This window comes from Pseudonocardia alaniniphila (genome assembly GCF_022524485.1).
GTDB classification, from domain to species: domain Bacteria; phylum Actinomycetota; class Actinomycetes; order Mycobacteriales; family Pseudonocardiaceae; genus Pseudonocardia; species Pseudonocardia alaniniphila.
On sequence record NZ_JAKXMK010000016.1, the window covers coordinates 73,636 to 98,806 of the forward strand.

The 25,171-nt window shown below is 71.2% G+C and carries 25 protein-coding genes; 15 read left to right on the forward strand and 10 right to left on the reverse strand.

Features of this window, described 5'->3' with window-relative positions:
- Nucleotides 1–63: 63 nt before the first annotated feature.
- Together MMF94_RS19280 and malQ are read right to left on the reverse strand one after the other, a co-directional pair.
- The gene (locus MMF94_RS19280; protein ID WP_241038398.1) at nucleotides 64–510 is read right to left on the reverse strand and encodes an SRPBCC domain-containing protein; all 447 of its coding nucleotides are present in this window, start codon (nucleotides 508–510) and stop codon (nucleotides 64–66) included.
- Between the two features lie 47 nt (nucleotides 511–557).
- Nucleotides 558–2,504 carry a 4-alpha-glucanotransferase gene (gene malQ / locus MMF94_RS19285; RefSeq protein ID WP_241038399.1) on the reverse strand — a complete coding sequence of 649 codons (1,947 nt, stop codon included), beginning with the start codon at nucleotides 2,502–2,504 and terminating at the stop codon, nucleotides 558–560.
- A gap of 262 nt (nucleotides 2,505–2,766) precedes the next feature.
- Here malQ and MMF94_RS19290 point away from each other — a divergent pair, with 262 nt between their 5' ends.
- The 3 genes from MMF94_RS19290 (at nucleotide 2,767) to MMF94_RS19300 (ending at nucleotide 6,450) form a co-directional block, all read left to right on the forward strand.
- A complete protein-coding gene (locus MMF94_RS19290) occupies nucleotides 2,767–4,635 on the forward strand; it encodes a carboxypeptidase regulatory-like domain-containing protein (RefSeq protein WP_241038400.1) in 1,869 nt (622 codons plus the stop codon).
- Entirely contained in the window at nucleotides 4,632–5,492 is an 861-nt protein-coding gene (locus MMF94_RS19295) for an alpha/beta hydrolase (RefSeq protein WP_241038401.1), read from the forward strand. Before MMF94_RS19290 ends, MMF94_RS19295 begins: the two co-directional genes overlap by 4 nt.
- Nucleotides 5,493–5,598: 106 nt before the next feature.
- Nucleotides 5,599–6,450, forward strand: a complete 852-nt coding sequence (locus MMF94_RS19300) for a DUF559 domain-containing protein (protein WP_241038402.1) — start codon at nucleotides 5,599–5,601, stop codon at nucleotides 6,448–6,450.
- Between the two features lie 463 nt (nucleotides 6,451–6,913).
- Here MMF94_RS19300 and MMF94_RS19305 read toward each other — a convergent pair whose 3' ends face one another.
- Nucleotides 6,914–7,621, reverse strand: coding sequence for an acetoacetate decarboxylase family protein (locus tag MMF94_RS19305; RefSeq protein ID WP_241038403.1), 708 nt, complete (start codon nucleotides 7,619–7,621; stop codon nucleotides 6,914–6,916).
- A 254-nt stretch (nucleotides 7,622–7,875) separates the two neighbouring features.
- Between MMF94_RS19305 and MMF94_RS19310 the strand changes: the two genes are divergently transcribed.
- The 3 genes from MMF94_RS19310 to MMF94_RS19320 all read left to right on the forward strand — a co-directional run bounded on the left by MMF94_RS19310 (nucleotide 7,876) and on the right by MMF94_RS19320 (nucleotide 10,214).
- Nucleotides 7,876–8,364 carry a cysteine dioxygenase gene (locus tag MMF94_RS19310; RefSeq protein WP_241038404.1) on the forward strand — a complete coding sequence of 163 codons (489 nt, stop codon included), beginning with the start codon at nucleotides 7,876–7,878 and terminating at the stop codon, nucleotides 8,362–8,364.
- Nucleotides 8,361–8,771 carry a rhodanese-like domain-containing protein gene (locus tag MMF94_RS19315; RefSeq protein WP_241038406.1) on the forward strand — a complete coding sequence of 137 codons (411 nt, stop codon included), beginning with the start codon at nucleotides 8,361–8,363 and terminating at the stop codon, nucleotides 8,769–8,771. The genes MMF94_RS19310 and MMF94_RS19315 overlap by 4 nt, the downstream gene beginning before the upstream one ends.
- A gap of 393 nt (nucleotides 8,772–9,164) precedes the next feature.
- Nucleotides 9,165–10,214 carry a hypothetical protein gene (locus MMF94_RS19320; RefSeq protein ID WP_241038408.1) on the forward strand — a complete coding sequence of 350 codons (1,050 nt, stop codon included), beginning with the start codon at nucleotides 9,165–9,167 and terminating at the stop codon, nucleotides 10,212–10,214.
- Nucleotides 10,215–10,278: 64 nt separating this feature from the next.
- Here MMF94_RS19320 and MMF94_RS19325 read toward each other — a convergent pair whose 3' ends face one another.
- Nucleotides 10,279–10,725 (reverse strand): MarR family transcriptional regulator, encoded by a 447-nt coding sequence (locus tag MMF94_RS19325; protein ID WP_241038410.1) that lies wholly within the window; start codon nucleotides 10,723–10,725, stop codon nucleotides 10,279–10,281.
- 102 nt (nucleotides 10,726–10,827) lie between these two features.
- On the opposite strand from MMF94_RS19325, the gene MMF94_RS19330 reads away from it, so the two are divergent.
- Together MMF94_RS19330 and MMF94_RS19335 are read left to right on the forward strand one after the other, a co-directional pair.
- Nucleotides 10,828–11,997 carry an MFS transporter gene (locus MMF94_RS19330; protein WP_241038411.1) on the forward strand — a complete coding sequence of 390 codons (1,170 nt, stop codon included), beginning with the start codon at nucleotides 10,828–10,830 and terminating at the stop codon, nucleotides 11,995–11,997.
- A complete protein-coding gene (locus tag MMF94_RS19335) occupies nucleotides 11,994–13,046 on the forward strand; it encodes an SDR family oxidoreductase (RefSeq protein ID WP_241038412.1) in 1,053 nt (350 codons plus the stop codon). The genes MMF94_RS19330 and MMF94_RS19335 overlap by 4 nt, the downstream gene beginning before the upstream one ends.
- Here MMF94_RS19335 and MMF94_RS19340 read toward each other — a convergent pair.
- A complete protein-coding gene (locus tag MMF94_RS19340; protein WP_241038413.1) occupies nucleotides 13,033–13,419 on the reverse strand; it encodes a hypothetical protein in 387 nt (128 codons plus the stop codon). The genes MMF94_RS19335 and MMF94_RS19340 overlap by 14 nt on opposite strands.
- 238 nt (nucleotides 13,420–13,657) lie before the next feature.
- On the opposite strand from MMF94_RS19340, the gene MMF94_RS19345 reads away from it, so the two are divergent.
- On the forward strand, nucleotides 13,658–14,212 hold the full coding sequence (locus MMF94_RS19345) for a CGNR zinc finger domain-containing protein (protein ID WP_241038414.1): 555 nt from the start codon (nucleotides 13,658–13,660) through the stop codon (nucleotides 14,210–14,212).
- On the opposite strand, the gene MMF94_RS19350 is transcribed toward MMF94_RS19345, so the two are convergent.
- From MMF94_RS19350 to MMF94_RS19370, 5 genes are all read right to left on the reverse strand, one after another.
- Entirely contained in the window at nucleotides 14,195–15,385 is a 1,191-nt protein-coding gene (locus MMF94_RS19350) for a MalY/PatB family protein (RefSeq protein ID WP_241038415.1), read from the reverse strand. The genes MMF94_RS19345 and MMF94_RS19350 overlap by 18 nt on opposite strands.
- Nucleotides 15,382–15,873: a DinB family protein gene (locus tag MMF94_RS19355; protein ID WP_241038416.1), complete on the reverse strand. Its 492-nt coding sequence runs from the start codon at nucleotides 15,871–15,873 to the stop codon at nucleotides 15,382–15,384. The genes MMF94_RS19350 and MMF94_RS19355 overlap by 4 nt, the downstream gene beginning before the upstream one ends.
- Before the next feature lie 120 nt (nucleotides 15,874–15,993).
- Complete coding sequence (locus tag MMF94_RS19360) at nucleotides 15,994–17,037, reverse strand: SPFH domain-containing protein (RefSeq protein ID WP_241038417.1); 1,044 nt, start codon at nucleotides 17,035–17,037, stop codon at nucleotides 15,994–15,996.
- A 239-nt stretch (nucleotides 17,038–17,276) separates the two neighbouring features.
- The gene (locus MMF94_RS19365; protein ID WP_241038418.1) at nucleotides 17,277–18,065 is read right to left on the reverse strand and encodes a phosphotransferase enzyme family protein; all 789 of its coding nucleotides are present in this window, start codon (nucleotides 18,063–18,065) and stop codon (nucleotides 17,277–17,279) included.
- A 72-nt stretch (nucleotides 18,066–18,137) separates the two neighbouring features.
- Nucleotides 18,138–19,106: a sugar-binding transcriptional regulator gene (locus MMF94_RS19370; protein ID WP_241038420.1), complete on the reverse strand. Its 969-nt coding sequence runs from the start codon at nucleotides 19,104–19,106 to the stop codon at nucleotides 18,138–18,140.
- A gap of 146 nt (nucleotides 19,107–19,252) precedes the next feature.
- On the opposite strand from MMF94_RS19370, the gene MMF94_RS19375 reads away from it, so the two are divergent.
- The 6 genes from MMF94_RS19375 to MMF94_RS19400 all read left to right on the forward strand — a co-directional run bounded on the left by MMF94_RS19375 (nucleotide 19,253) and on the right by MMF94_RS19400 (nucleotide 25,036).
- Nucleotides 19,253–20,620 (forward strand): ABC transporter substrate-binding protein, encoded by a 1,368-nt coding sequence (locus MMF94_RS19375; protein WP_241038422.1) that lies wholly within the window; start codon nucleotides 19,253–19,255, stop codon nucleotides 20,618–20,620.
- Nucleotides 20,617–21,570, forward strand: coding sequence for a carbohydrate ABC transporter permease (locus MMF94_RS19380; protein ID WP_241038423.1), 954 nt, complete (start codon nucleotides 20,617–20,619; stop codon nucleotides 21,568–21,570). The genes MMF94_RS19375 and MMF94_RS19380 overlap by 4 nt, the downstream gene beginning before the upstream one ends.
- Nucleotides 21,567–22,445 (forward strand): carbohydrate ABC transporter permease, encoded by an 879-nt coding sequence (locus MMF94_RS19385; RefSeq protein ID WP_241038425.1) that lies wholly within the window; start codon nucleotides 21,567–21,569, stop codon nucleotides 22,443–22,445. Before MMF94_RS19380 ends, MMF94_RS19385 begins: the two co-directional genes overlap by 4 nt.
- Entirely contained in the window at nucleotides 22,442–23,437 is a 996-nt protein-coding gene (locus MMF94_RS19390; protein WP_241038427.1) for a zinc-dependent alcohol dehydrogenase family protein, read from the forward strand. Before MMF94_RS19385 ends, MMF94_RS19390 begins: the two co-directional genes overlap by 4 nt.
- 143 nt (nucleotides 23,438–23,580) lie before the next feature.
- Nucleotides 23,581–24,222 carry an NIPSNAP family protein gene (locus MMF94_RS19395; protein WP_241038429.1) on the forward strand — a complete coding sequence of 214 codons (642 nt, stop codon included), beginning with the start codon at nucleotides 23,581–23,583 and terminating at the stop codon, nucleotides 24,220–24,222.
- A gap of 115 nt (nucleotides 24,223–24,337) precedes the next feature.
- Nucleotides 24,338–25,036, forward strand: a complete 699-nt coding sequence (locus tag MMF94_RS19400; protein WP_241038430.1) for a hypothetical protein — start codon at nucleotides 24,338–24,340, stop codon at nucleotides 25,034–25,036.
- Nucleotides 25,037–25,171 lie beyond the last annotated feature (135 nt).

Consider the following 25,171-nt stretch of genomic DNA (forward strand, 5'->3'; position numbering starts at 1 on the left):
TCGGGTCGACTCCACGCCCCGATGATGGCCTGCCGTGGCGCTTTCTGCGAGCGCGTTCGCGGCTCAGGCGTCGACCGTGGCGATGTACGCGACGAGCTTGCCGACCTCGTGGGCCCAGCCCTCCACGTTCCCGTCGCGGTAGCGGGCCCGCCCCTCCGGCGTGTCGTCGAGCGTGGAGAAGCCGCTCTCGGTGACGACCAGACGCGTGCCGTCCCCGTCGGGGAAGAGCCGGAACTCCACCAGCGTCGAGTTGCCGGGCTCGGGTTCGGCGTCGACCTCGCGGCCCCAGCGGAAGCTGAACAGATCGATCGGGGAGACCTTCTCGATCCGGCAGACGGCCGTGCCGTGCTCGGCCCAGCGCACCCGCATCAGCCCGCTGGGACGGAGGTCGATCTCGGCCCCGGCGTCACCGAACCAGCGCGAGACGTGCTCGGCCCGCGTGACGACGTCCCAGACCCGTTGCGGGGGTGCCGCGATGCGCGTCTCCCGGCTGATCTCGTCTGCCGGCATCCGTCCTCCGTGGGGTCGTACGAAATGTTCCGGAAGCCCGTATTCACTCACGGACGGCGCAGCCGCAGCTGATCGACCACCACCCGCACACGGGGGTCCTCGCGGAGCTCCTCGAGGGAGACCGGCAGCGGCAGCCGCCAGTTCGGGTACTGGTCGACCGTGCCCGGCAGGTTGGGCTGGCGCACTTCTCCGATGACGTCGTAGGGCGAGACGAGCACGAGCCGCGACCGGCTCCGGGCGAGCAGCGCGTGGATCGCGACCACCAGCTGGTCCTCGCCGGGGTCCTCACCGGTGACGAGCCCCTCCGCGCGCAGCAGCTCCACCAGCTCCAGCCGGTCGACCTTCGCCTTGGCCTCCTCCGCCGCCACGTCGTCGAGCAGGCCCAGCTCGGCGCGCGCCCGCACGTGCTCGCCACGCAGGAAGCCCACAGCGGTCGGCAGATCGTGCGTGGACACCGTGGCCACCGACTCCTCGGGCCACCGGTCCGGCGGCAGGAGCGGCTCGCCGGGCGCGTCGAGATCGCGGGTGAACCACAGGACCGAGGAGCCCAGCATCCCGCGCTCCGCCAACCCCTGCGTGACCTCGGGCTCCACGGTGCCGAGATCCTCACCGATCACCAGGGCGCCCGCACGGTAAGCCTCGAGGGTGAGCACGGCGAGCATCACCTCGGCGTCGTAGTGCACGTAGGTGCCGCGGTCCGGGGACTCGCCGGGCGGCACCCACCACAGCCGCCACAGCCCGGCCACGTGGTCGATCCGCAGCCCGTCGGCCTGGCGGAGCAGCGCGCGCAGCAGGTCGCGGTAGGCGGCGTAACCGGTGGCGGCGAGCCGGTCCGGCCGCCACGGCGGCAGCCCCCAGTCCTGCCCTTGCTGGCTGAACGCGTCCGGTGGAGCGCCGACCCGCACACCGAGCGCGAGCACGTCCTGCAGCGCCCACCCGTCGGCACCTTCCGGATCGCATCCGACGGCCAGGTCGTGCACCACCCGCACCCCCTCGGCCCGTGCGGCTTCCCGAACCCCGCTGAGCTGGGCCTGCACCTGCTGTTGCACCCAGGCATGGAACGCCACCCGTGGCGCGAGCTCCTTGCGCATGGCGGCGACGCCGGGCGCGTCCGGGTGCCGCAGCTCCTCCGGCCACCGGCTCCACCGGCCGCCGAACCGTTCCGCGAGCGCACAGAACGTGGCGAACTCCCACAGGTCCGCGCCCGCGTCATGTGGTTCGGGACGGCCTTCGCAACGCCAGAGCAGCTCGAGCGCGGCGCGCTTGGCCGCCCAGACCCGGTCGTGCTCGATCCGCCCGCCCGCCGTCTCGGGGCGCAGCGCGTCGACCTCCGCGCGGGTGGGCCCGTCGGCGCGTCGGTAGGCCTCCAGGTCGGTGATCCGCAGCGCGAGCGGTGTGCCGAAGCGCCTGCTGGACGGCGTGTACGGCGACGGCTGAATCGGTGGCACGGGGGTGATCGCGTGCAGCGGGTTGAGCAGCACCGCCCCCGCGCCGTGCTCGCTTCCCGTCCAGGCCGTGAACTCGCGCAGGTCGCCGAGGTCCCCGATGCCCCATGAGCCCGCCGAGTGCAGCGCGTACAGCTGCAGCATCCAGCCCCAGGCCCGTGGGGCGGGTTCGAGCGCGGGCGGGGCGACGACCACGGTCACCTCCCGGTCGTCCGTCTCGAGCCGGTACCAGCCCGGCTCCAAACCGGCGGGGATCTCGGTGACCTCCCGCCGCGCGCCGAACTCGTCGACCAGCACGCCGGGGCCGGGCAGGGCGCGCGGGCCGTCGGTGCGTGCGGCGATCGTGTCGGGGAGCCTCCCGGCTGCTGCGGCCGTCCGCGCCGCCGCCAGCGAGGCCTCCCGTGCCTCGGGAGTGACGGCATCCACATCGAGCAGACCGAGCACCCGGACGACGACCTCCGGATCGACCTGCACCGGCCGCCTTTCACCGTCCCGATACTCCGTAGCCACACCGTGTGCGGCGGCCAACTCCCTCAGCTCAGTGTCCACACCGCTCCGTTCCCCCAGCGCTCTGGATCTACCCCGATACGGGGGAGATCCAGCATGCACGTCCGTGCTGAACACATCGCGATGGGATTACGGGTGGTAACGAACCCACCACCGTTACCCGATCAGGGCTTCCCGGGGGTGCTAGGTTCCTGAGCTGCGAGCTGTTCGCCCGGTTCCGCACCGCACGTACGTCCACAGTGGTCCCGGGCCGCATGATCGGCCCGTCGCGGGGGGCGGGTGGTGACGGAGCGGAGACTGCCGAATGAGCACGCTGGGTCTGATCGCAGTGGCCATCGCCGCCGTGATCGTCGGTCTCGTCCTGCTCCGCCGCGGCCGACCCGCCGCCAAGGATCGCCCGAAGACTGTGGCCGACCTCGTCAAGCTACGTGCCGAGAGCACCGAGGCTGCGGTTCCCGCCGCTGTCGGGGCAGGAACCACTGGCCGGGATGCCCCAGTTGCCGGGTCGGCCACGGTTCTCCCCGTCATGAACATGATTCCGCCGATCGCGGCACCGAACGTGCCCCCGCCCGTCGCTCCGCCGACGGGCGACACCGGGAGCGCTGCGGCACCCGGAGCGGTGGCGCCGCCCGAACCCCCGGCGCCCGCGGTCGATGTTCCGCACCAAGCTCGGTCCACGGCGGAGCCTTCCACCGGACTCGTCCCGACCGTCGACGACACGCCGTGGGGCCGTGCGGCCCGGATGGTCTCCGGCGGCGGCGAGCCCGGGGCGTGGCGGGCGCCTGAGTCGGTGGAGATCGTCCCGTTGCGCCTGCTGTCGCCTCAGACGCCGACCGACCGCTCCTCGGGCCCGCGCTCGCAGGACTGGGCCGGGTGGGCCGACTGGGCCGACGTCGACGCGGAGGAGGACGCCCGGGCCGAGCCGGCACAGCCGATGCCCGACCCGCGGTTCGGCGCGGCGGCAGCCGGAACCGACAGCCGTCGGGAGCCGTCCGGCCGCGCCAACGGTGCCGACAGCGCAGCCGAGGCCGCCGGGTCTCCCGCTGTCGAGGCCGCCGGGTCTCCCGCTGCCGAGTCTTCTGCCGCCGGCCCCGCTCCGGCGGAGTCTTCCGAGTCCTCCGTCAGCGAGCGTTCTGCTGAGTCCTTCGGCGCCGGATCTGCTGATGCCGAATCGTCTGCCGCCGGCTCCGCTGCGGCGGAGCCTTCTGTCGGCGGGGCCGCCGGCCCTTCTGCCGCTGTTCCCGGCACGGCTCGGTCTTCTCGGCCCGATTCGATTGCCGAGTCCTCCCCGTCCACTGCTGGCTCCGTTGTGGCGGGGCTCACCACGGCCGACCCGGCCGATCGGTCCACTGCGGAGCCCCCGCGCAGTCCCGTGCCGCCCACCTCGGTGAACCCTGCCGAACGACCGGCAGGCGAGTCCGCTTCCCCGGGCGTGGACCGCACCGTGACCTCGCGCAGCCGTCAGTCGGCCGACGAGCGGGCGGCCGAGCAGGCCGCCGCCGACCTCGCTCTGTTACGGACGTTCGGCTACGCCGACCCGAGCCTGCGGCCGGACAGCGCCCCGGTGGTGTCGCTGATGAGCCAGCAGGACCCCTCTCCCGAACCCGTTCCCGGAGCCGAGCAGCCCGTCCGGTTCCGTGCCATGCGCCGCGGAGGCGTCCCCGCCGAGGGGGTCGCCGTGATGCTGCTCGACGACAAGGGGCGCACCGTCGCGGAGGACAAGGCCGGGCCCGACGGACGCGGCGAGGTGCGGGCACCCGCACCCGGCGGCTACGTCCTCGTCTGCACCGCCCGCGGCCACCAGCCCGGCGCTGCGGCGATCACCGTGGCCGACGCGCCCATCGAGGCCGACGTGCTGCTGGTGCGGTCGGCGTCGCTGTACGGGTCGGTGCACGGCGAGGACGGCCCGATCGCGGGTGCGCGCGTCACTCTGGTGCAGGACGGCGAGATCGTCGACTCGGCCGACACCGACGAGGACGGCTCGTACCGGATCGGCGACATCGCCGCGGGTGAGTACGGCCTGTCCGTCGTGGCCGCCGGATGCGAGCCGATCGCCGTCCTGCTCGAGGTGCCCGACGAGGCCGACCTACGCCACGACGTCGAGATGGAGCCGGCCGGCGTGCAGGCCGCGTACAGCCCGGACGACGACGAGTTCCCGATCGGGCAGCTGTGAGCGAGGGGCTCGACGCCCCGGAACGGACGGGGCGGGTCGAGGGACGGCTGGGCGGGCTGCGCGATGTCGAGCTCTATTGGCAAGGCCGCCTGCCTGCGGGAGCCCCCACGGGCGTGCTGTTGGTGTGCCACGGTCTCGGCGAGCACTCGGGCCGTTACGGCTATGTCGAGGATGCGCTCGTCCCTCACGGGTGGGCGGTCTACGGCATCGACCACCGCGGCCACGGGCGCTCCGGTGGCCGCCGTGCCCACCTCGTCCGCTACGACGACTGGCTCGCCGACCTGGACACCTTCCGCCGCCTGGTGGTCACCCGCCACCCGGGGCTGCCGATGTTCCTGCTCGGCCACAGCATGGGCGGGCAGATCGCGCTGGCGTATGCGCTGGAGCACCAGCAGGCGCTGAGGGGTCTGGTGCTCTCGGCCCCCGCGCTGGCCTCCAACGCGCTGCCCCGAGCCGCCGTGCCCGTCCTGATGGCATTCGCGAAGGTGGCCCCCACCCTGCGCCCGGCCGGGATCGACTTCACCAAGATCAGCAAGGACCCCGCCGTCGTCGAGGCCTATCTGGCCGATCCGCTGGTGCACCACGGCCGCCCGACCCTCGGCTTGTCCTCGGCGCTGTACGGCCAGTTCGCCGTGCTGCCGGAGCGCGCCCGCGAGTTGCGGCTCCCCGTCCTGATCCAGCACGGCACTCTGGACGGGCTCGTGGATCCGTCCGGCTCCCGGCTGCTGGAGGGGAACGTCGGCTCCCCTGACCGGACGGTCTGCTGGTACGAGGGTCTCTGGCACGAGATCTACAACGAGCCTGAGCGTGAGCGTCCGCTGTCGGACCTGCGGGGGTGGCTGGACGCCCACCGTTGATCGTCACGAGATCCGGGTGTTCGCCCTCCTGAGGGCCGAAACGCGGATCTCGCGGCGATCTTGAGGTCAGGGGAACCGGCGTGATCTCGCCGCCGTCGGTGTGGTCGTGCCGATTGACCTGCGCTCGCCGTTCCGGGGTTCCGACGCTGTCGCCACCGGGCTCGTCACGGCCAAGGCGCTGCGCGGGCCCCGTTTCCGTCGCTTGTTCACCGGGATCTTCGTCGCCGCCGACGTCGAGGTGGACCTCGCGCTCCGTTCGCGTGCCGCGCTCCTTCTGGCCGACGGCCGCGGGGCGCTGGGGGGATGGTCGGCCGCGGAGCTACTGGCCGCATCGTGCGGTCCCGAGGACGCACCCGCCGAGATCGTCGTCGCGAGGGGTGGTTGTGGTTGTGGCAGCCGACCCGGCCTGAGGGTCCGCCGCGACCGGCTCGCATTCGACGAGATCACGGTTCTACCCGACGGGATCGTGGTCACCACGCCGCTGCGCACCGCGTACGACCTGGCGCGACGATCACCCCTGGTCGACGCCGTGGTGGCGGTCGACGCGCTGGCCAACGTCCACGGCTTCGCCCCTGCTGATCTGGTGCCGTTCGGATCCCGCCACCTCGGGGCTCGCGGCAGCACGCAACTGCCCACGGTGGTGGCGATGGCGGACCCACGCGCGGAGTCGCCCATGGAGACGCGCATCCGCTTCGCGATCCGTGCCGCAGGCCTGCCGGCACCGGTGCTGCAGCATCCGGTCGGCCCGTACCGCCTCGACATGGCGTACCCGACGATCCGCCTGGCCGTCGAGTACGACGGACGCGACCACCTCACCCCGGAACGCGCCCTGCGCGACCTCGACCGGCAGGCCTATCTCACCCGCTGCGGCTGGGACGTCCTCCGGTTCCGCGCGGTAGAGGTGATGCTGCGGCCCTGGTCGGTCGCCGCCACGGTCCGCCGAGCCCTCGCGGGCTGATCCCGGACCAACACCGGACGAGACCCCTGATCTCGCAACGATCATCCGGCCAAGATCGTCGCGAGATCGGGCTGCGTGCCTTGGGGAGGGCGGAAACCCCGATCTGGGAACGATCATGCGCGGGGGTGGTCTGGGGGGCTGGTCCGGGTGGATGGCGGTGCTCGCCGCGCGGGCCCGCGGGGACTTGGATCTGGTGCGGCCTGGTCTGCTGGCGGGGGAGAGGGGTCGGTGGCGGTGATCGCCGCGAGATCTGCCGATCCGCCCTTGCGGGGGCGGGAACCCGGATCTCGGAACGATCATCGGGCCAAGATCGCCGCGAGATCGGGCTACGCGCCCCCGCGAGGGCGGAACCCGGATCTGGGAACGATCATGTGCCGCCGGGCGGCTCCCCCGGCTGGAACCTGGATCGCTGTGAGCGGCCTTGCGGGGGCGGGAACCCTTGTCTCGGGGCGATCGGGCGGGGTCAGCGGGGGAGGGGGGTTGCTGCTGCCATGGCGAATTCGAGGTGGTCGGCGGTCAAGGTTGTGATCGGGCGGCGGGGGAGGCCGATGGCTCGCAGTTCGTCGGCCATGGGGTTGCCTGTGCCCAGGGTGACCTCGGCGCCGCGGAGGCCGAGGCGGATTCCGTTGACCCGGCCGCGGAGCTTGCTGGCCAGCACCGTGTCGTCGCACGGGGCGAGTGCGGTGAGCGTGCCGGGCAGGGTCAGTGGGACCCGCCACGGGAGGGTGCGGAGCGCGGCGGTGAGCACGAGTGCCCCGGAGGTCTCCGTGAGGCGGCAGGTGGCGGTGCGGCCGGTGAGGTTCAGCTCCGCGCGGGCCAGCCATTTCGGCAATCCCCACAGCGCCCGGCCCGCTTCCAGCGTGAACGACTCGGTGACCGCCATCTGCCGGATGTAGGGGCCGACGCAGCGGCGGTGGCGGGCCAGCAGGGCGACGGCGACCTCGTGGTAGCTGTCGAGGTCACCGGCCCGGTAGGTGATGAACCCCAGAACCAGCGGCGTGCGCCCGGCCATCGACACCAGAGAGAGCCCGGTGTCCTCGACGAGCCTGCTGGCCGCGGAGGTGCGGACGAGGTAGGTCGCCAGCGCCGCGGAGGCGTCGGTGATCCGTACCGGGAGGGTGAGCCTGCGGCCCTGGACCTCCCAACTGCCGTCGTCGAGGAGAGTCGCCACGACCGCAGTGTGACGCACGGCGCAAGGTCGGCGGGCACGTGGATGTCGGACATTTCATCGCCATAGCGCGTCGGCTCTCGCGGCGTGGGACGAAGTGGCATGCGGGGAGCCGGATGTGCTCAGATGTCGCTGTGTCGCCAGCTGCCGTCCTCGGAGAGATCTGGGGTACTCGGCGCGCCGACAGCTTCGACCAGTGCTGTTGCCCGAGCTGAGGTCCGTCCCCGCTCGTCCGCTTCCGCCACTGGAGTACGTCCGTGCTGCTGCACGCCCCCACGCCGCTCGTCCTTGCCGATCTCACCGCGCTGACCAGTGAGGTCGCCGCCGAGGTGGATGCCGGCCTGCATCCCGTCACGATCGATCCCGAACGCCGCTGGTACCGGCTCCTGCGCAGCGACAGCTATGTCGATGTGTGGCTGATCAGCTGGGCCACGGAGCAGACGGCCGAGCTGCACGACCATGCCGGCTCGCTCGGTGCGCTCACCGTGGTGTCCGGCAGTCTCGTTGAACAGCGCTGGGCGAGGGACGGCCTGCGCCCCCGCCGGTTGCGGGCCGGGCGCAGCGTCGGTTTCCCGCTCGGGCACGTGCACGACGTGGGGAACCCGGCAGTGGAGCCCGCCGTGAGCGTGCATGCCTATTCGCCCCCGCTCACCGCCATGTCGTACTACGCCGTGGAGCCGGACCACCGGCTGCGGCGCACCCGCAGCGTCCTCGTGGAGTCGGGGTCATCGGAGGGAGTCGGATGAGCGAGCTTGCGAGCGGAACGTCGAGGCAGCAGCGCACCGTGCACGACCTGCTGGCCGACGCACGGGCGCGGCTGGACCGTCCCGACCCGCATCGCGCGGCGGCGATGGTGGGGCAGGGGGCGATTCTCGTCGATACCCGCCCGGGCTGGCAGCGCGAGCAGGAGGGCGAGCTGCCCGGAGCCCTGGTGATCGAGCGCAACCATCTCGAGTGGCGTCTCGACCCGGCCTCGGACGCGCGGATCCCGGAGGCCACCGACCACGACGTGGCCTGGATAGTCGTCTGCTCGGAGGGCTACAGCTCGAGTCTTGCCGCGGCGTCGTTGCAGGACATCGGGCTGCGCAACGCGACGGATCTCGATGGTGGCTACCAGGCTTGGAAGAAGGCGTTCGGCACCGCCGTCACGTGAGGCGGATGGACTCGACGTCGGCAGCGGCATCCCGAACCAGGCCTTGACCGCACGCCGCCTCGTGGCCCGCGCCGTGACTGCCCCGCACGACCCTGAGGTCGGCATCGTGCCGTTGCCGATCCCGCGCGCCGTCGAGCACCCAGCGGTCGCCGTCCCGGCGTGAGGCGAGCGTGAACGCGCCGGTCCGGTCCTGCGCGCGGCCGGGATCCGTAGTCCCCCGGTGGGGTTGAACCGGGGTTTCGATCGAATGACTGCACCGGGCGCGAAAGATCAAGTGCGTAAGGTCCGTTATGGCCTGATCGTCCTGATCTGATCGATCGTCGGGCGTGCACTGTCTGCGCGCCCCTGAACCACGAAAGACGGTCCTCGATGCGTGCTCGTCGATTGCTGGCTGTGGCAGTGGTGGTGGGCGGCGTACTGGTGAGCCTGTCCGCGACCGCATTCGCACAGACTCTTGTGCCGTGCAGCGGGCCCGCGTTGCAAAGTGCGGTCGCGGCCACCAATACAGCCGGCGGTGGCACGCTGAACCTCACTCCCGCATGCACCTACACGCTCACCGCGCCCGACAACGCCGACAACGGTCTGGCCGTCATCACCACGCCGATTCGCATCAACGGCAACCGAGCGACGATCACCCGCTCCTCGGCTACAGATTTCCGATTTTTTCAGGTCACCGGGCCGGGCAACCTCACCCTGGACGCGCTGACACTGACCAACGGTCGCGCCGACAACGGCGGCGGGATACGCGTCGGCGTCGACGGCAGGCTGACCCTCTCCGCCAGCACTGTCACCGGCAACACCGCCACCCTCGGGGCCGGGGGTGGGATCTACAGTTTCGACGGCACTGTGGCGGTCAACAACAGCACCCTCAGCAACAACACCGCCACTCAAGGCGGTGGCTTCTTCAACATCTTGGCCGATGCCACATTCAACGGCAGTGCCGTGATCGACAATCATGTGATCGGTGAGGCCGTGGGCGGCGGCATCAACAACGCCGTGGGGTCGGTCATCGTGAACAACACGCGCATTGCCGACAACGATGCGACGTTCTCGGGAGGGGCCGGCGAGCAAAGCCTCGGTGCTGGTCTGGTGAATGGTGGCACCCTCACACTCACCGGCAGCCCGATCATCAACAACATCGCCAACGGTCCGGACGCGCAAGGCGGCGGCGTGTGGAATATCGACACGCTGAACATCACCAACAGCCCGATCATCGGCAATGCTGTGATCGGAACGAATGCCCGCGGCGGCGGCATCTACAACGGGTTCGGCACCGCCACTCTGCAAGGTGTCTCGGTGGTCACCAACCGAGCGGTCGGAAGCGGCGCCACCGGCGGCGGCATCTTCCGGGCCGACGGCACGGTCGCGCTGAGCGCCACCTCCGTGGCCGGCAACCAGCCGAACAACTGCGGCACCACCAGCACGGTGCCCGGCTGTTCCTAGGGCAAGGCGCCTTCGGGGGGCCGACGGGCGCCAGCCGGCCGGTCGGCGTTGGTATGGCGGGTGATCAGAGGCGCGGCAGTCCGTGCAGGGCGTCGACCAGTGGCGCGAGCTCGGGGACGGCGCGCGCGGCGTCCAGGCTCTCCTTCAGCGTCCTGTCGTGTACCGGTCGTGCCTGCTCCAGCAGCTTCTTGCCTTCTTCGGTGAGCGTGCTGTAGATCCCGCGCCGGTCGTCCTCGCAGAGGAAGCGGCTGAGCAGCCGGCGGTTCTCCAGTCGGGTGACGAGCCGGGTGGTGGCGCTGTGCGAGAGCGCGGCCGCGCGGGCGAGTTGCTGCATGCGCATGTGCCAGCCGTCCTGGCGGTCGAGCGTGTCGAGCACCGTGTACTCGACGACGGACAGATCGAACCCGGCTTGCAGCGCCTTCTCCAGCGCCTCTTCGAGCCGTCCGTGCAGCGCGGCCAGCGTGCGCCAGCCCTGGGCCCGCACCTCGACCGCATCGTCTGCGATGGCCACCCGGCACCTCCTCTGTGGGCCACAGCATACGTGCTTGGCGCTTTTAGGCGGCGTGTGCAACTGTTGCTAACGCGTGCAACCCGCGTCTGCATAAGGAGCGTCATGCCACTCGCCCTCCTGGCCCTGGCGATCAGCGCATTCGCCATCGGTACCACCGAGTTCGTGATCACCGGCCTGCTGCCGGACATCGCCACCGGCTTCGCGGTCGACATCCCCACGGCGGGGCTGCTGGTCTCGGGCTACGCACTCGGCGTCGTGGTCGGCGCGCCGCTGCTCACGGCGGCCGCGACGAAGCTGCGCCGAAAACCCGTCCTGCTCGGGTTGATGGGGCTGTTCATCGTGGGCAACGTCGGTTCGGCGCTCGCCGGTAGCTACACGGAGATGATGGCCGGACGGGTCGTCGCGGCTCTGTGTCACGGCGCGTTCTTCGGGGTGGGCTCGGTGGTGGCGGCGGGGCTCGTGGCGCCGCAGCGCCGGGCCGCCGCGATCGCGATGATGTTCACCGGGCTCACCGTGGCCAACGTGCTCGGCGTCCCGCTGGGGACGGTGGTCGGTCAGGCGTTCGGCTGGCGTGCCACGTTCTGGGTGGTCGCCGCCCTCGGTGTGGTGGGTGCCCTCGGCATCCTCGCCCTGGTGCCCGATCAGCCCGCCGACCCTGCGTCCAACCTGCGCGTCGAACTGGCCGCGTTCCGCCGTCCTCAGGTGTGGTTGGCGCTGGGGATGACCGCGCTCGGTTTCGGCGGGGTGTTCGCCTCGTTCACCTATGTCGCGCCGATCATGACCGAGGTCGCAGGATTCCCGGCCGGCGCACTCACCTGGCTCCTGCTCGTCTTCGGTGCGGGACTCGTGGTCGGGAACCTCGCAGGCGCGCGGGCGGCCGACCGTGCGCTCATGCCGACGCTGGTCGTGCTCCTCGCCGTGCTCGCGGCGGTGCTCGCGATCTTCGCCGTGACTGCGGCATCGCCGATCCCGGCCGTCGCGACGCTCGCGGCGGTGGGCTTCGTCGGGTTCGCCACCGTGCCCGGCCTGCAGACACGCGTGATGGAGGCCGCGGGGAGCGCGGGCACGCTCGCGTCCGCCGCCAACATCGCCGCGTTCAACCTCGGCAACGCCGCTGGTGCGTGGCTCGGTGGCGTCGCCATCGCCGCAGGCTTCGGCCTCACCTCGCCGGACATAGTCGGCGCGATCATGGCTGCCGCCGGGCTCGCTGTCGCTCTGGTCGCCGTGGGGCTCGACCGCCGCCACAACGCTGCCCCGGGGATGCCGGCATGACCAACACCGCACTGGTCGTCGGCGCCCGCGGCGTCATCGGTGGCACTCTCGCCGACCATCTCGCCGGCCTCCCCGACTGGGACGTGGTCGGGCTCTCGCGGCGCGGCGGCCCGCCGGACGGCGGGGTCCGGCACGTCGCCGCCGACCTGTTCGATCCCTCTGGCCTGCGGGAGGCGCTGCGCGCGCACCCGGAGGTGACGCACCTCTTCTATGCGGCCTACCAGGACCGTCCGACGTGGTCCGCGCTCGTCGAGCCCAACGTCACGATGCTGCGCAACGTGCTCGACGCGGTGGCCGTGACGGCTCCCGGCCTGCAGCACGTGAGCCTGATGCAGGGATACAAGGTCTATGGCGCCCACCTCGGACCGTTCGCCACCCCGGCACGGGAGAACGACCCGCCGCACATGCCGCCGGAGTTCAACGTCGACCAGCAGCAGCTCGTCGAGGCGCGGGCGGTGGAGGCGGGCTGGACGTGGTCGGCGATCCGGCCGTCGGTCGTCGCGGGGTTCGGACTCGGCAACCCGATGAACCTCGCGGTCGTGCTGGCCGTCTACGCCTCGATCAGCAAGGAGCTGGGCATCCCGTTGCGGTTCCCCGGCCGTCCCGGTGCGTACGACGCGCTGCTGGAGCTCACCGACGCCGGGCTGCTCGCCGAGGCGACGGTGTGGGCGGCCACCGACCCGCGGTGCGCGAACGAGGCGTTCAACATCGCCAACGGCGACCTGTTCCGCTGGAACCGGATGTGGCCGGTGATCGCCGACGCGTTCGGGCTGGAGGTCGCGCCGCCGCTGCCGATGTCGCTCGCGGACGTGATGGCCGACAAGGAGCCGGTGTGGGACGCGATGGTGGCGCGGCACGCACTCGCGCCCACCCCGTACAGCGACGTGTCGTCGTGGGCGTTCGGCGACTTCGTCCTCTCCTGGGATTACGACATGTTCGCCGACACGTCGAAGTCGCGACGGTTCGGCTTCCACTCCTATGTGGACACGGAGGCGATGCTGCTGCGGCTCTTCGACGATCTGCGCAGGCGTCGGATCATCCCGGGCTGAAGGCCCGTACGACATGCTGTGGCCCGACGGCGAACGGGAGGAACGACGTGGACGAGGTCGAGGAAGTCCGATCCGGCAGCAGCCGCGCGGTGGCGGGGAGTGTGGGAACGGACGGCAGCGTGGCCGTGGCCGGGAGTGTGGGAACGGCCGGGAGCGTGGCGGTCGCCGGCAGCGTCACCACATCCGGCAGCCGCGCGGTGGTCGGGAGCGTCGCGACGGGCGGCAGCGTGGCGGTGGCGGGGAGCGTGGCGACGGCGGGCAGCGTGGCGGTCGCCGGCAGCGTCGCCACATCGGGTAGCGCAGGTGTGGCCGGCAGCGTGGCGACGGCCGGGAGCGCCGGGATCGTCGGCAGCGTGCTGACGATCCTGAGCATCGGACTGCTCTCCTGCATCGCGTGCCTGGGCTGTGTCGGCTGCCGCCGCTGCGTTGGCTGCATCGGCTGTGTCGACTGCGAAGGCTGCGTTGGCTGCATCGGCTGTGTGGGGCTGCGAGGCGCGGTGGGCAAGGTGGGTGTCGGAGCCTGACCCCGAGGCCGGGCCGGATGCGGGCGGGCTCCCACGCCGGTGCCGGTGTTCTTGTGGGAGCCCTTCCGTCACCGTCAATATGGTGACGTGCATGTGTTCGTGAGCGGGCGGGTGTCGCTGGACCTGGCCGGCACCCTGAAGTGGCGTCGCCACCAGCCGGAGGAGCTGCTGGCGCACGGTCGGGACGTCGCCGAGTGGGTGGTGGAGGCGGGCCTCCTGACCCACCCGCCGGAGGTGGACGAGGCCGGTCTCCGCGAGATCCGCCGGCTGCGGGAGCTCGTCTACGCGGCGACGAGGACCGAGCCGGAGCGTCACGTGGAGGCCGCGGAACTGCAGGCCCTCGCCGACCCGCCGCCCGTGCGGTCGGTTCTCGCTGCCACGGGCGTGCTCGAGCGCCAGGGCGACCTGACCGCCGTGCTCTCGACCGTCGCGCGGGACGCCGTTGAGCTGATCGGCTCACCGGAACTCGACAGGGTGCGCGAATGCGGTCGCCCGGAGTGCACGCGGTTGTTCGTCGACGACTCTCGCGGCAAGCCCCGCCGCTGGTGTGGCATGACCGAGTGCGGCAACCGGATGAAGGCCGCCGAGTACCGGCGCCGGCAGCGCGGGAGGCGAGCCGAGGGCTCAGCGGCGGGCGAGTGACGCCAGCCGGGTGAGGATCTCCTCCAGCAGCGGGGCGCTCGTCGCGAAGTTCAGCCGCAGGTAGCGCTGCCCGTCGGGACCGAAGCCCGCGCCGCCGTCCAGCAGCACCCGGGCGCGAGCGAGGACCTCGTCGACCGGCTTGTCGCCGACCCCGAGGACGTCGGCCTCGAACCAGTAGAGGTAGGTCGCCTCCGGCATGGGGCAGCGGTCGTCGCCGGTGAAGGAGGCGAGCGCCTCCGCGACTCGACGCCGGTTGCGGTCCAGCACGCGCAGCAGCCGGTCCTGCCACTCGGCGCCGTGCCGCCAGGCGGCGAGTGTGCCGGCCACGCCGAGCGTGGACACCGTGCCGTAGAGGTCCGGCGGCTGTGCGTCGCGCAATGCCAGAAGCTGCTCGGACCCGTAGTGCGCCACCGCGCAGCGCAGTCCGGCGAGGTTGAACGACTTGGTCGCCGACGTCAGCGTGACGGTGCGGGCGGCGGCGTCCTCGTGGAGCGAGGCGAACGGGATGTGGCGGTGCGGTTCGTAGGTCAGCTCGGCGTGGATCTCGTCGCTGAACACGAGCAGGTCGTGGCGCCGCGCGATCGCCGCGATCTCGGTGAGCTCGTCACGCGTGAGGACGCGCCCGGTCGGGTTGTGCGGGTTGACCAGCAGGAGCACCCGGCAGTCGTGCGCGACCACGGCGTCGGCGAGGCCCGCGATGTCGGGCGTCCAGCCCCCGGTCGTCCTGGTCCACGGCGAGCTGACGCCGCGACGTCCCATGGTCTCGAGGGTGGCGAGGAAGGGCGGGTAGTTGGGGGTCTGCACGGCCACCGCGTCGCCGGGATTCGTCGCCAGATGGAGCACGAACTGCAGGGCTTGGAGGAGGTCGGTGTGCTCACGGACGGCATCCGCCGACACCGTCCAGCCGTACCGCTCGTGCATCCGGTCGGCGAAGGCCGTCCGCAGCGGGCTGCCGTCCTGCCAGCTCGGATAGCCGAGATCGCCGCGGCGGACGGTGTGCTCGATCGCGTCGGCCACCACCGGGGGCACGGCGAAGTCCATGTCCGCGACCCACGCCGGAAGGACGTCCGGATCGACCCGCTCCCACTTCACGCCGGGCCGTCGGCGCAGCTCGTCCAGGTCCAGGTCGTCGAACAGCGCATCGGTGGGCCCGAATGCGGCGGGCCGGCTCATCGCGCTGCCCCGTGCAGGAGCAGATCGCGGCTCAGCTGCACGTGGCCGTGATGCTGGGCCAGCTCCTCGAGCACGTGCAGGAGCACCCCGGCGCAGGTCAACGGCCGCTCCGGGCCCTGATAGTCGGCGGCCGGAGGGTTTTTCGGGTCACCCCGCAGGTCGGCGCCCGCGAGGTCGTCGAGCAACCGCCGTTGGACGTCCGCGACTCGGCGGCGGAGGTCGTCCAGGCTGCCCGTGGCGCTGAACTCGGCGGCGCGGTCCCGATTCGCCGGGCGGCCGGCGACCACGTGCCCGATCCAGTAGTCGGACATCTCGACGCAGTGGTGCACGATCGCGTAGGGGCTGTTGGCTCCCGGCAGGGACGGCCTCGTGTTGATCGCGCTCTCGTCCAGCTCGCCCATCGCGTCGAGCATCCCGTCGAAGGCCCGGGCGAGGAAGTAGAGGTACTCGTCGGTTGTGAGCGTGGCGGCGATCGATCCCGTTTCCATGCAGGACTCTCCTCGCACTGCAGAAGCGCCGTAACCATTCGACCGGTGACGATCGTGCGGCCTCGATCTGTCACTGTCAAGACGGTGACGCCGTGCGAAGAGCGGGAGCGGCGGCGCCGCTCAGCCCGGCGCGTTGACGTTGATGCCGGTGCCGCCGCCGGGTGCGTACACCGTCACGCCGGAGCCGCTCAGCGCCTCGTTGGCCTTGCGCTGGGCCTCGCCTTGCTCGCGGACGAGATCGATCTGCGCGCAGACATTGCACGCGAGGTAGCCACGCTGGCGCTCGGCGTTCGCGTCGGCGTCGAGCCGGGCCTGGTTGAGTCGGGCCTGCGCGGCCGACGCCCCGGCGAACTCGGCCTGCGCGGCCTCGATGCGCTCTCGCAGCTGCGCCGGGAGGTCCACGCCGGTGAGCGAGAAGCTGATGTTGGTCAGGAAGTCGCCGCCCAGCGCACGGTTGATGTTGGTGGCGAGCGCGGTCTGCACGTTGGTCTGGATGCGCTGGAGCACCTCGGCGTTGTTCGCGCCCTGCCCGGCGGCGACCGCGGTGGCCAGCTGCTCCGGCGTGGAGTTCTGCACCAGCGCACAGGACGCCTGCAGCTCCGCACAGTCCACTGTGCCGATCTGCTGGCGCAGTGTCTCCTCCAGAACGGGCTTGATGATCACGTCGAGGAATGCGCCGAAGCCCTCATCGCCGTCCCATACGGCCAGCCGCTCGTCGGTGCCGGGCACCTGGAACGTCCGGGTGCCGTAGGCGTCGTCGAACGCGCGCAGTACCGGCTCCGTGGTGTTGAGGCGGAAGTTCAGCCGGGCGGTCAGCCCGACGTCCACACCGTCGCTCGTGGGCGTGCGGTAGGCGTTGACGCCCGGGGTGTCGTCACCGCCCGGGACGATGTCGTAGAACCGCTGCTGCGCGGGGTACGGGTGCTCGTCGGAGAACATCCCCGAGTACGTCCGGGGGCTCGCGGGCGGGAGTACCTGACGGACGTCCTGGGAGTCGAACGGCCCGCCGTTCCGAATCACCATGGTCGTTCCACCGTCGGTGCGGGAGAACGAGGTGAGTGCGATGCCGCCGACGATGGCGCCGACGACCACACCGATGCCGATCAGCCCGGCGACGAGCTTCCGGGCAGGCGAACTGGACCGCGAGCGATCCTTGGTGGGCATGCGGCTCTCCAGACTGGTGATCGGCTCGGGAACGCTTGCGTCATGCTGGTGGTAGCGACTTGATTGATCAACACGTCACCCCGGAACGCGCCCCGCGCGGCCTCATCTCGCAACGATCACCGGGTCATGATCGCCGCGAGATGGGGATACGTGCCCTGGCGAGGGCGGAAACCTGAACCCGGGGACGATCGCACCGGACGTGTTGCTGGGGCTGCTCGACGACCTGCGCGTCCGGCGGATCATCCCCGGCCTGCGAGGAGCGCCTCCCCGATCGAGCCCGCGTTGCGGGTGAACCAGGCACGTGCGCGGTCGGCGCGGGCTGCGGTTTCCGGTGTCCAGTACGCGGCGAATCCGGGCGTGCCGTCCTCCGCGCCGGTCCGGACGATCTCGTACATCCAGTCGTGGCTGTCGCGCAGCGCGGGGAGGAAATCGACCCGCCCGGTGTCGTCCAGCCCGTAGGCGTCGACGAAGATCCGCAGCCGTTGCAGCTCCCGTCCCCGCCGGATGTCGGTCGTGTCCACGGGGTCGCGCAGCGGTGCCCAGAGGCGAGCGGCCGCCGCGACGTCCCACACGGCGCAGCCGGGGCCGGAGAGGTCGAAGTCGATCAGTGCGACGGCCTGGCCGTCGCGGAAGACCACGTTGTCGAGGTTGGGGTCGTTGTGCGTGATCCCCCCGCCGTCGAAAGGTGCGGGCGCCGGGTGCGACCAGAGGTGCGGCTCGGGATCGAATCCGGCTGCCGCGTCGTGGAATCTCCGCAGCAACCGTCCCACGCTCCACAGTGCCGCGTCGGTGAGCCCCCAGGCCGGCGCCGGCGCGGTGACGGCCTGCCCGGGCACGTAGCTGAGCACCTCACGGCCGGCGTCATCGACCCCGAGCACGCGCGGCGCCCCGTCGAAGCCGACCTCCTCGAGATGGCGCAGCAGGGCGTGCGTGGCGGCGCTGGTGGTGCGTAGCGGCCGGCGGACGGTGTCTCCGACGCGATGCACGCGTCCACGGTTGGCGGTGCCGCCGAGCAATGGCACCTCCACGTCACACTCCCGCCCTGTGACCGGACCCGCTCCCTGCGGTGTCTGCTCGACCCGTCCGCGGCACCCCGACGATCACGACTCGGCCGCGCGGATCAGTTCCTCCGCCAGCGTCGAATGCGTGACCAGGCTGTCCACCATCCCACCGCGGACGGCGGCGAGCACCGCCCGCACCTTCGCGGTGCCATAGACGATCGCGATCACCTCGGGCACCGCACGCATCTGCTCGGCCGTGATGCCGATCATCCGCTCCGTGAGGTCGGACGTCACGGGCGCGCCCGCGGCGTCGACGAGCACGCCGGAGATCTCTGCCACGACCCCGCGGCGCCCGAGCTCGCGGCGCTCGGCATCGCCGGTGGCGTCGTAGAGCGTGGACTGCTCAGGCGCCCAGGCGCCCACGCCGGCGACAGCGCGGGTGACGGATCCGATCCGGCGCAACGCTCGGGCGACCTCGGGCTGGTGCCGCAGGACCTGGGCGGTGGCTGCGTCCGGCACGGCCATCGGCGCGTAGAAGAAGTAGGCGGGCCCGCCCGCGACGCGTGCGACGTCGCGGACCACCTCGATCGAGCTGTCGTCCACACCCGGGCGGGCGAGCGCGCCGGTGAGCTGGACGACCGGCACGTTGGCCAGGCGCTGTAGTGCGGTGGCCATCGCGCTCACCGACCGGGCCCAGGAGAGCCCGAGCACGTCGTCGGGCGTGACGACCTCCGTCAACAGCTCGGCGGCCGCGGCTCCCAGGTGCTCGCGAAGCGACGCGGGATGGTCGTCGGGGGTGTCGGTGACGACGCAGTGCTGCAGGCCGAGGGTCTCCATCAGGCGGGCGGAGAGCTCGACGTCGATCACGCCGGGGTGGCCGATCTCGATGCGCACGAGTCCGGTGCTGCGGGCGTCCTCCAGGAGCCGGGCGACCTTGAAACGGCTTAGGGCGAACTCTTCGGCGATCTCGACCTTCGAACGGCCGTCGAGGTAGTACCGGCGGGCGACGGACGCGGTGAGTACGAGCTGGGCCGGTCCGCGCGTTCCGCTACCTCTGGCCGCGACCACCGTGTCACCCTCCTTGGCCGCTCATCTGAGCGGACTAATGCCCATTCTGGCACAAGCCATTGACTCAAGGTGACGGGTGCCACAGGCTCATCGTGTGATCAGGGCTGCGCTCATCTGAGCATGCCCATGGGTGCCGGGAGGGCGCGATGAAGCGAACGGGCATGCGCGCTGCGCTGCTCGCGCTCGTGGTACTGCTGTCGAGTACGGCCTGTGCGGGGTGGGGCGGTGGCGTCGGCAGCGGCGGGGCGAACAGCATCAACGTGCTGATGGTCAACAACCCGCAGATGATCGATCTACAGCGGCTCACCGCTGAGCACTTCACGAAGGACACCGGGATCACCGTCAACTTCACGGTGTTGCCCGAGAACGACGTGCGGGACAAGATCAGCCAGGAGTTCTCGAGCCAGGCGGGCCAGTACGACGTGGCCTCGCTCTCCAACTTCGAGATCCCGATCTACGCGCGCAGCGGCTGGATCGCCCCGCTGGACGGCTACATCGCCGCCGACCCGGCGTTCGACCAGAACGACATCCTCGCGCCGATGACCACCTCACTCAGCGGCGCCGACGGGAAGATCTACGGCGAGCCCTTCTACGGCGAGTCCTCGTTCCTCATGTACCGCAAGGACGTGCTGCAGGCCGCCGGCATCACGATGCCCGAGCACCCCACCTGGCAGCAGGTCGCCGACATCGCCGCCCGCGTCGACGGTGCACAGCCGGGTATGGCCGGGATCTGCCTGCGCGGGCAGCCGGGCTGGGGGCAGGTCTTCGCCCCGCTGACCACGGTGGTCAACACCTTCGGCGGCACGTGGTTCACCGCCGACTGGCAGGCCGCGGTGGACGCACCGGAGTTCCGCCAGGCCACCCAGTTCTACGTCGACCTCGTGCGGGCGCACGGCGAGGCGGGTGCCCCGCAGGCCGGGTTCACCGAGTGCCTCAACAACCTGATCCAGGGCAACGCCGCGATGTGGTACGACGCCACGTCGGCGGCGGGTTCGCTCGAGGCGGCCGACTCCCCGGTGCGCGGCAAGATCGGCTACGCGCCCGCGCCCGTCGTCAAGACCGCCAGCTCCGGCTGGCTGTACGCGTGGGCGTGGGCCATCCAGGCGGCGAGCGAGAAGAAGGACGCCGCGTGGAAGTTCGTCTCGTGGGCGTCGAGCAAGGAGTACGAGCAGCTCGTCGGCACGGAGATCGGCTGGTCCAACGTGCCCGCCGGCAAGCGGGCGTCGACGTACGAGAACCCGGACTACCTGGCTCAGGCCTCGGCCTTCGCCGGGCCGACGAAGGCGGCGATCGAGAGTGCCGACCCGCGCAACCCCGGCGTGCAGCCGCGTCCTGCGATCGGCATCCAGTTCGTCGACATCCCCGAGTTCCCCGACCTCGGGACGCAGGTCTCGCAGGACGTGAGCTCGGCGATCGCCGGGCTGGTGACGGTGGACCAGGCGCTGGATCGCGGTCAGCAACTGGCGGACGACGTGGCGGAGCGGTACCGGTCGCGGGCGGAGGGGAATTCATGAGCACGGCTGTGGAACCGCCTCGGACGGGTCCGGCGTGGCGCCGGTCGGCGGAGGAGAGGGAGACGCTGCGGCGTGCGGGGGACTGGGCGCGGCGCGCCCCGCTCATGCCCGCGCTGATCTTCCTGATCATCGTGACGCAGCTGCCGTTCGTCGTCACTCTGATCATCTCGTTCATGAACTGGAACGCGTACTACCCCGACGAGCGGGGGTTCGCGGGGATCGACAACTACCGTCGCGTGCTGACCGACGTGAACACGCGTGACTCGATCATCACCACCATCAAGCTGACCGTCGGGGTGGTGGTGGTCAGCCTGATCCTGGGCCTGCTGATCGCGCTGCTGCTGGACCGTGCGTTCCGCGGCCGCGGGTTCGTCCGCACGATGATGATCACGCCGTTCCTCATCGTGCCGGTCGCGGCCGCGCTGGTGTGGAAGCACGCGCTGTACAACCCGGAGTACGGCCTGTTCAACGGCGTGCTCACGTGGATCTTCGGCCAGAACGCGCCTCAGCCCGACTGGATATCCACGATGCCGCTGACGGCGATCGTGGTGTCGCTGGTCTGGCAGTGGACGCCGTTCATGATGTTGATCATCCTGGCCGGGCTGCAGAGCAAGCCGCTCGACGTGATCGAGGCCGCCAAGATCGACGGCTGTTCGAGCTGGCAGATCTTCCGGTACATGACGCTGCCGCACCTGCGCCAGTACCTGGAGCTGGGCGCACTGCTCGGGTCGATCTACATCGTGCAGAACTTCGACGCCGTCTTCACGATCACCTCGGGCGGCCTCGGCACGGCGAACCTGCCCTACACGATCTACCAGACCTTCTACAACGCGCAGGACTACGGCCGGGCGTCCGCCGCGGGCGTGGTCGTGGTGGTCGGGACGATCATCATCGCCACCCTCGCGCTGCGCACCGTGTCGTCGCTGTTCCGTGAGGAGGGGGCCCGATGACCACGACCCTGGAAGCGCCGCGCGCCGCACCGCCGGTGGCGCCCGTGCACCGCAGGAACCCGACCGGCACCCTGCTCACCGTCGTGGCATGGATCGTCGGGGTCCTCTTCATCGTCCCGGTGCTGTGGATGGTGCTCACCTCGTTCCACAGCGAGACCGACGCCGCTACGAACCCGCCGTCGATCTTCGCGCCGCTCACGCTCGAGGGTTACGCGAACTTCTTCGGCGCGCAGACCGGCGCGAGCCCGTGGCCGTCGCTGCTCAACTCGCTGACGGCGAGCATCCTGTCCACCGCGTTCGTGCTGGTGCTCGCCATCCCGGCGGCGTACGCGCTGTCGATCCGGCCGGTGCGCAAGTGGACGGACGTGCTGTTCTTCTTCCTGTCCACGAAGATGCTGCCGGTCGTTGCGGGCCTGTTGCCGATCTACCTCATCGCGCAGAACATCGGGATGCTCGACAACATCTGGCTGCTGATCATCCTGTACACCTCGATGAACCTGCCGATCGCGGTGTGGATGATGCGTTCGTTCCTCGCCGAGGTTCCGGTCGAGGTACTGGAGGCGGCGGCGATCGACGGCGCCAACCTCACCCGTACGCTGCGCTCCGTCGTCACGCCGATGGTGCTGCCGGGCATCGCGGCCACGTCGCTGATCTGCTTCATCTTCAGCTGGAACGAGCTGCTGTTCGCCCGGGTGCTCACCGCCACCGTGGCGCAGACGGCGCCCGTGTTCCTCACCGGCTTCGTCACCAGTCAAGGCCTGTTCCTTGCCACGGTGTGCGCGGCTTCCGTGATCGTGTCGCTCCCGGTGCTGATCGCCGGGTTCGCGGCGCAGGACAAGCTCGTGCAGGGCCTCTCGTTGGGAGCGATCAAGTGAAGGCTGCCGTCATCAGCACCGACGCCGTCACCGTCGAGTCGATGCCCGACCCCACACCGGGGCGGCGCGAGGTGGTGGTGGCCGTCGCGGGTTGCGGGATCTGCGGCACGGACCTGCACATCGCCGACGGGGAGTTCGCTCCGACGCTGCCGGTGGTGCCGGGTCACGAGTTCGCAGGCGAGGTCGTCGCGATCGGCCAGGACGTCACGGAGCTGCGGGTCGGCGACCAGGTCGCCGTCGATCCGTCGCTGCACTGCGGGGAGTGCTACTACTGCCGCAGGGGCCGCGGCAACCTCTGCGAGCGGTGGGCCGCGATCGGCGTCACCACCACCGGCGGGGCGGCCGAGTTCGCCGTTGCTCCGGTCGCCAACTGCGTGCGGCTCCCCGAGGGGGTCACCACGGCGGACGCCGCGCTGATCGAGCCGCTCTCGTGCGCCGTGCGCGGCTTCGACGTGCTGAACCCGCAGCTCGGCGACCACTACCTCATCTACGGCGCCGGCACGATGGGCCTGATGATGATGGAGCTCGCGAAGCGGGCCGGGGCGGCGAGCGTCAGCATGGTGGACCTCAACCCCGCCCGGCTGGAGACGGCCGAGCAGCTCGGCTGCTCCGCCACGGTGGGCAGCGCCGACGAGCTGGACCGCCCGCGCGGCTGGGACGTGGTGATCGACTGCACCGGGGTCGTCGCCGCCATCGAGGACGGGTTCACCCGCGTCGGCAGGGGCGGGACGTTCCAGCAGTTCGGCGTGGCCAATGAGGACGCCATGGCGCGCTTCTCACCGTTCCGGATCTACAACGAGGAGATCCGCATCGTCGGCTCGATGGCAGTGCTGCACAGCTTCGAGCGGGCCGCGGAGCTGTTCGCCGAGGGTGCGCTGCGCCCCGAGGTGATGATCAGCCACCGGATGAGCCTCGACGAGTACCCGCAGGCGCTCGAGCAGTTCCGGGCAGGCGTGGGGCGCAAGATCCAGGTGCAGCCGGGGAAACACTGACCCGGAGTCGCAGGCGTCACACATGATCGCGGCGAGGGGCGGGCGTCGCTGGTCACAGCCCGCACGACGCCGATTCCCGCGTCGCGCGCCGCATAACCGACCGCGGCTGCGGACTGTCGTGGTGAGTGTCTAGATTGCGGCGGGTGACGGTTCTCGAGCTGCGTCAGTACACCCTCCACCCTGGACGCCGCGACGAGCTGATCACGCTGTTCGAGCGGGAGTTCGTAGAGGCCCAGGAGGAGCTGGGCGCGCGGGTCGTGGGCACGTTCCGCGACGTCACCGATCCCGATCGGTTCGTGTGGATCCGCGCGTTCGACGACATGGCCAGCCGGCACGCCGCGCTCACCGGTTTCTACGGTGGCCCGGTCTGGATGCGCCACCGCGACGCGGCGAACGCCACGATGATCCATTTCGACGACGTGCTGCTGCTGGAGGCGGTCGGCGACGGGTTCTCCGCGACGTCGCGCGCGGCGATCGGCAAGGGGCGGCGAGGGCCGTCGCGGGTGCTCGCCGTGGTGTGGACGGGCGGCGGCGCCGAGCCCGACACGGCCACTGTGGAGCGTCTGCTCGGGGTCACGCCGGTGCTCGCCCGCACCGCGCCGTACGTCAACGACTACCCGGCCCTTCCCGTGCGCGACGAGCAGGCTGTGGTGTGGTTCGCCTCCTACACCTGGGCGGGGGAGGCGGCCGCTGCCCAGGAGCGGCTGGCGGCCCATCCGCTCGGGCAGGAGCCGGGCCTGGAGGTGCTGGAGCTCGAACCCACGGCGCGCTCGGCCCTGCGCTGAGCGTCCCGGCCCGGGCCCCGATGTCCCGGCCGGTCGGGACACGTTGACCCATGTGTGCGGGACGGGTGCGCGGCCACCGTTGGTCGTCACCGATGTCCGACCACAAGGAGCAGCTGTGCGCACCTCGGACCCCGCCGGGTACTCCGCCGCCGACACCACGACCGCGATCCGGATCGGCCAGTCGCCCCAGGCGTGGGCCTGGACCGGCGCTGCGGGGGGACTGATCGGCGTGATCGGGCTGATGGTCACCGGCGACCTCTACGACGCCGAGACCGGCGCTGTCGCCGACAACACCGTGCTCGCCGCGGCCGTCGCAAGCCGGGCAGCACTGGTGTGGGTCAACCAGGCCGTCACCGTGATCACGGCCGTGTGTGTCGTGGTCTTCGCCGCCGGGCTGCGCCGTCATCTCGTCGCGCAGGAGCCTGCCGGAAGCCTCGTGCCCGGGGCGGCGGCCGCAGGGCTGGGGCTGACCGCCGTCGCTCTGCTGGTCGGCGGCGGTATCGGCACGGAGCTCTTCTGGGCGCTGACGGGCCCGCAGCCGTTCGACCCCGACACGATCGGCGCGCACGTCGCGATCTACAACACCACGGCCTGGCTGTGGGGCGGTGTCGGGCTCACCGCGGGTGCGGTGGCGTTCGGTGGGTTGCGCCACGGCTCGGTGGGCCGCGGGCTCGCCGTGTTCAGCGTGCTGATGGCGCTGGTCGTCGCGGTCACTCAGCTTCTGCCCGTGCAGTACATCTCGGTGCTGCCCGCCGGGCTGTGGATGATGGTCGCGGGCCTGGTGCTCGCGCGCGCCGCCCGGCGCTCGGGCTGACCACTCCCGGTGTGCCGGGCATTATCGTCCGCCGGATGCTGACGCAGGGGGCGCGGAGGGTGGCGGCGCCGCTGGCGTTCGCCATCCTCGTGCTCGTCGGGATCGGGGCCGGTCTCGCACTGGCCGCGGGAACCC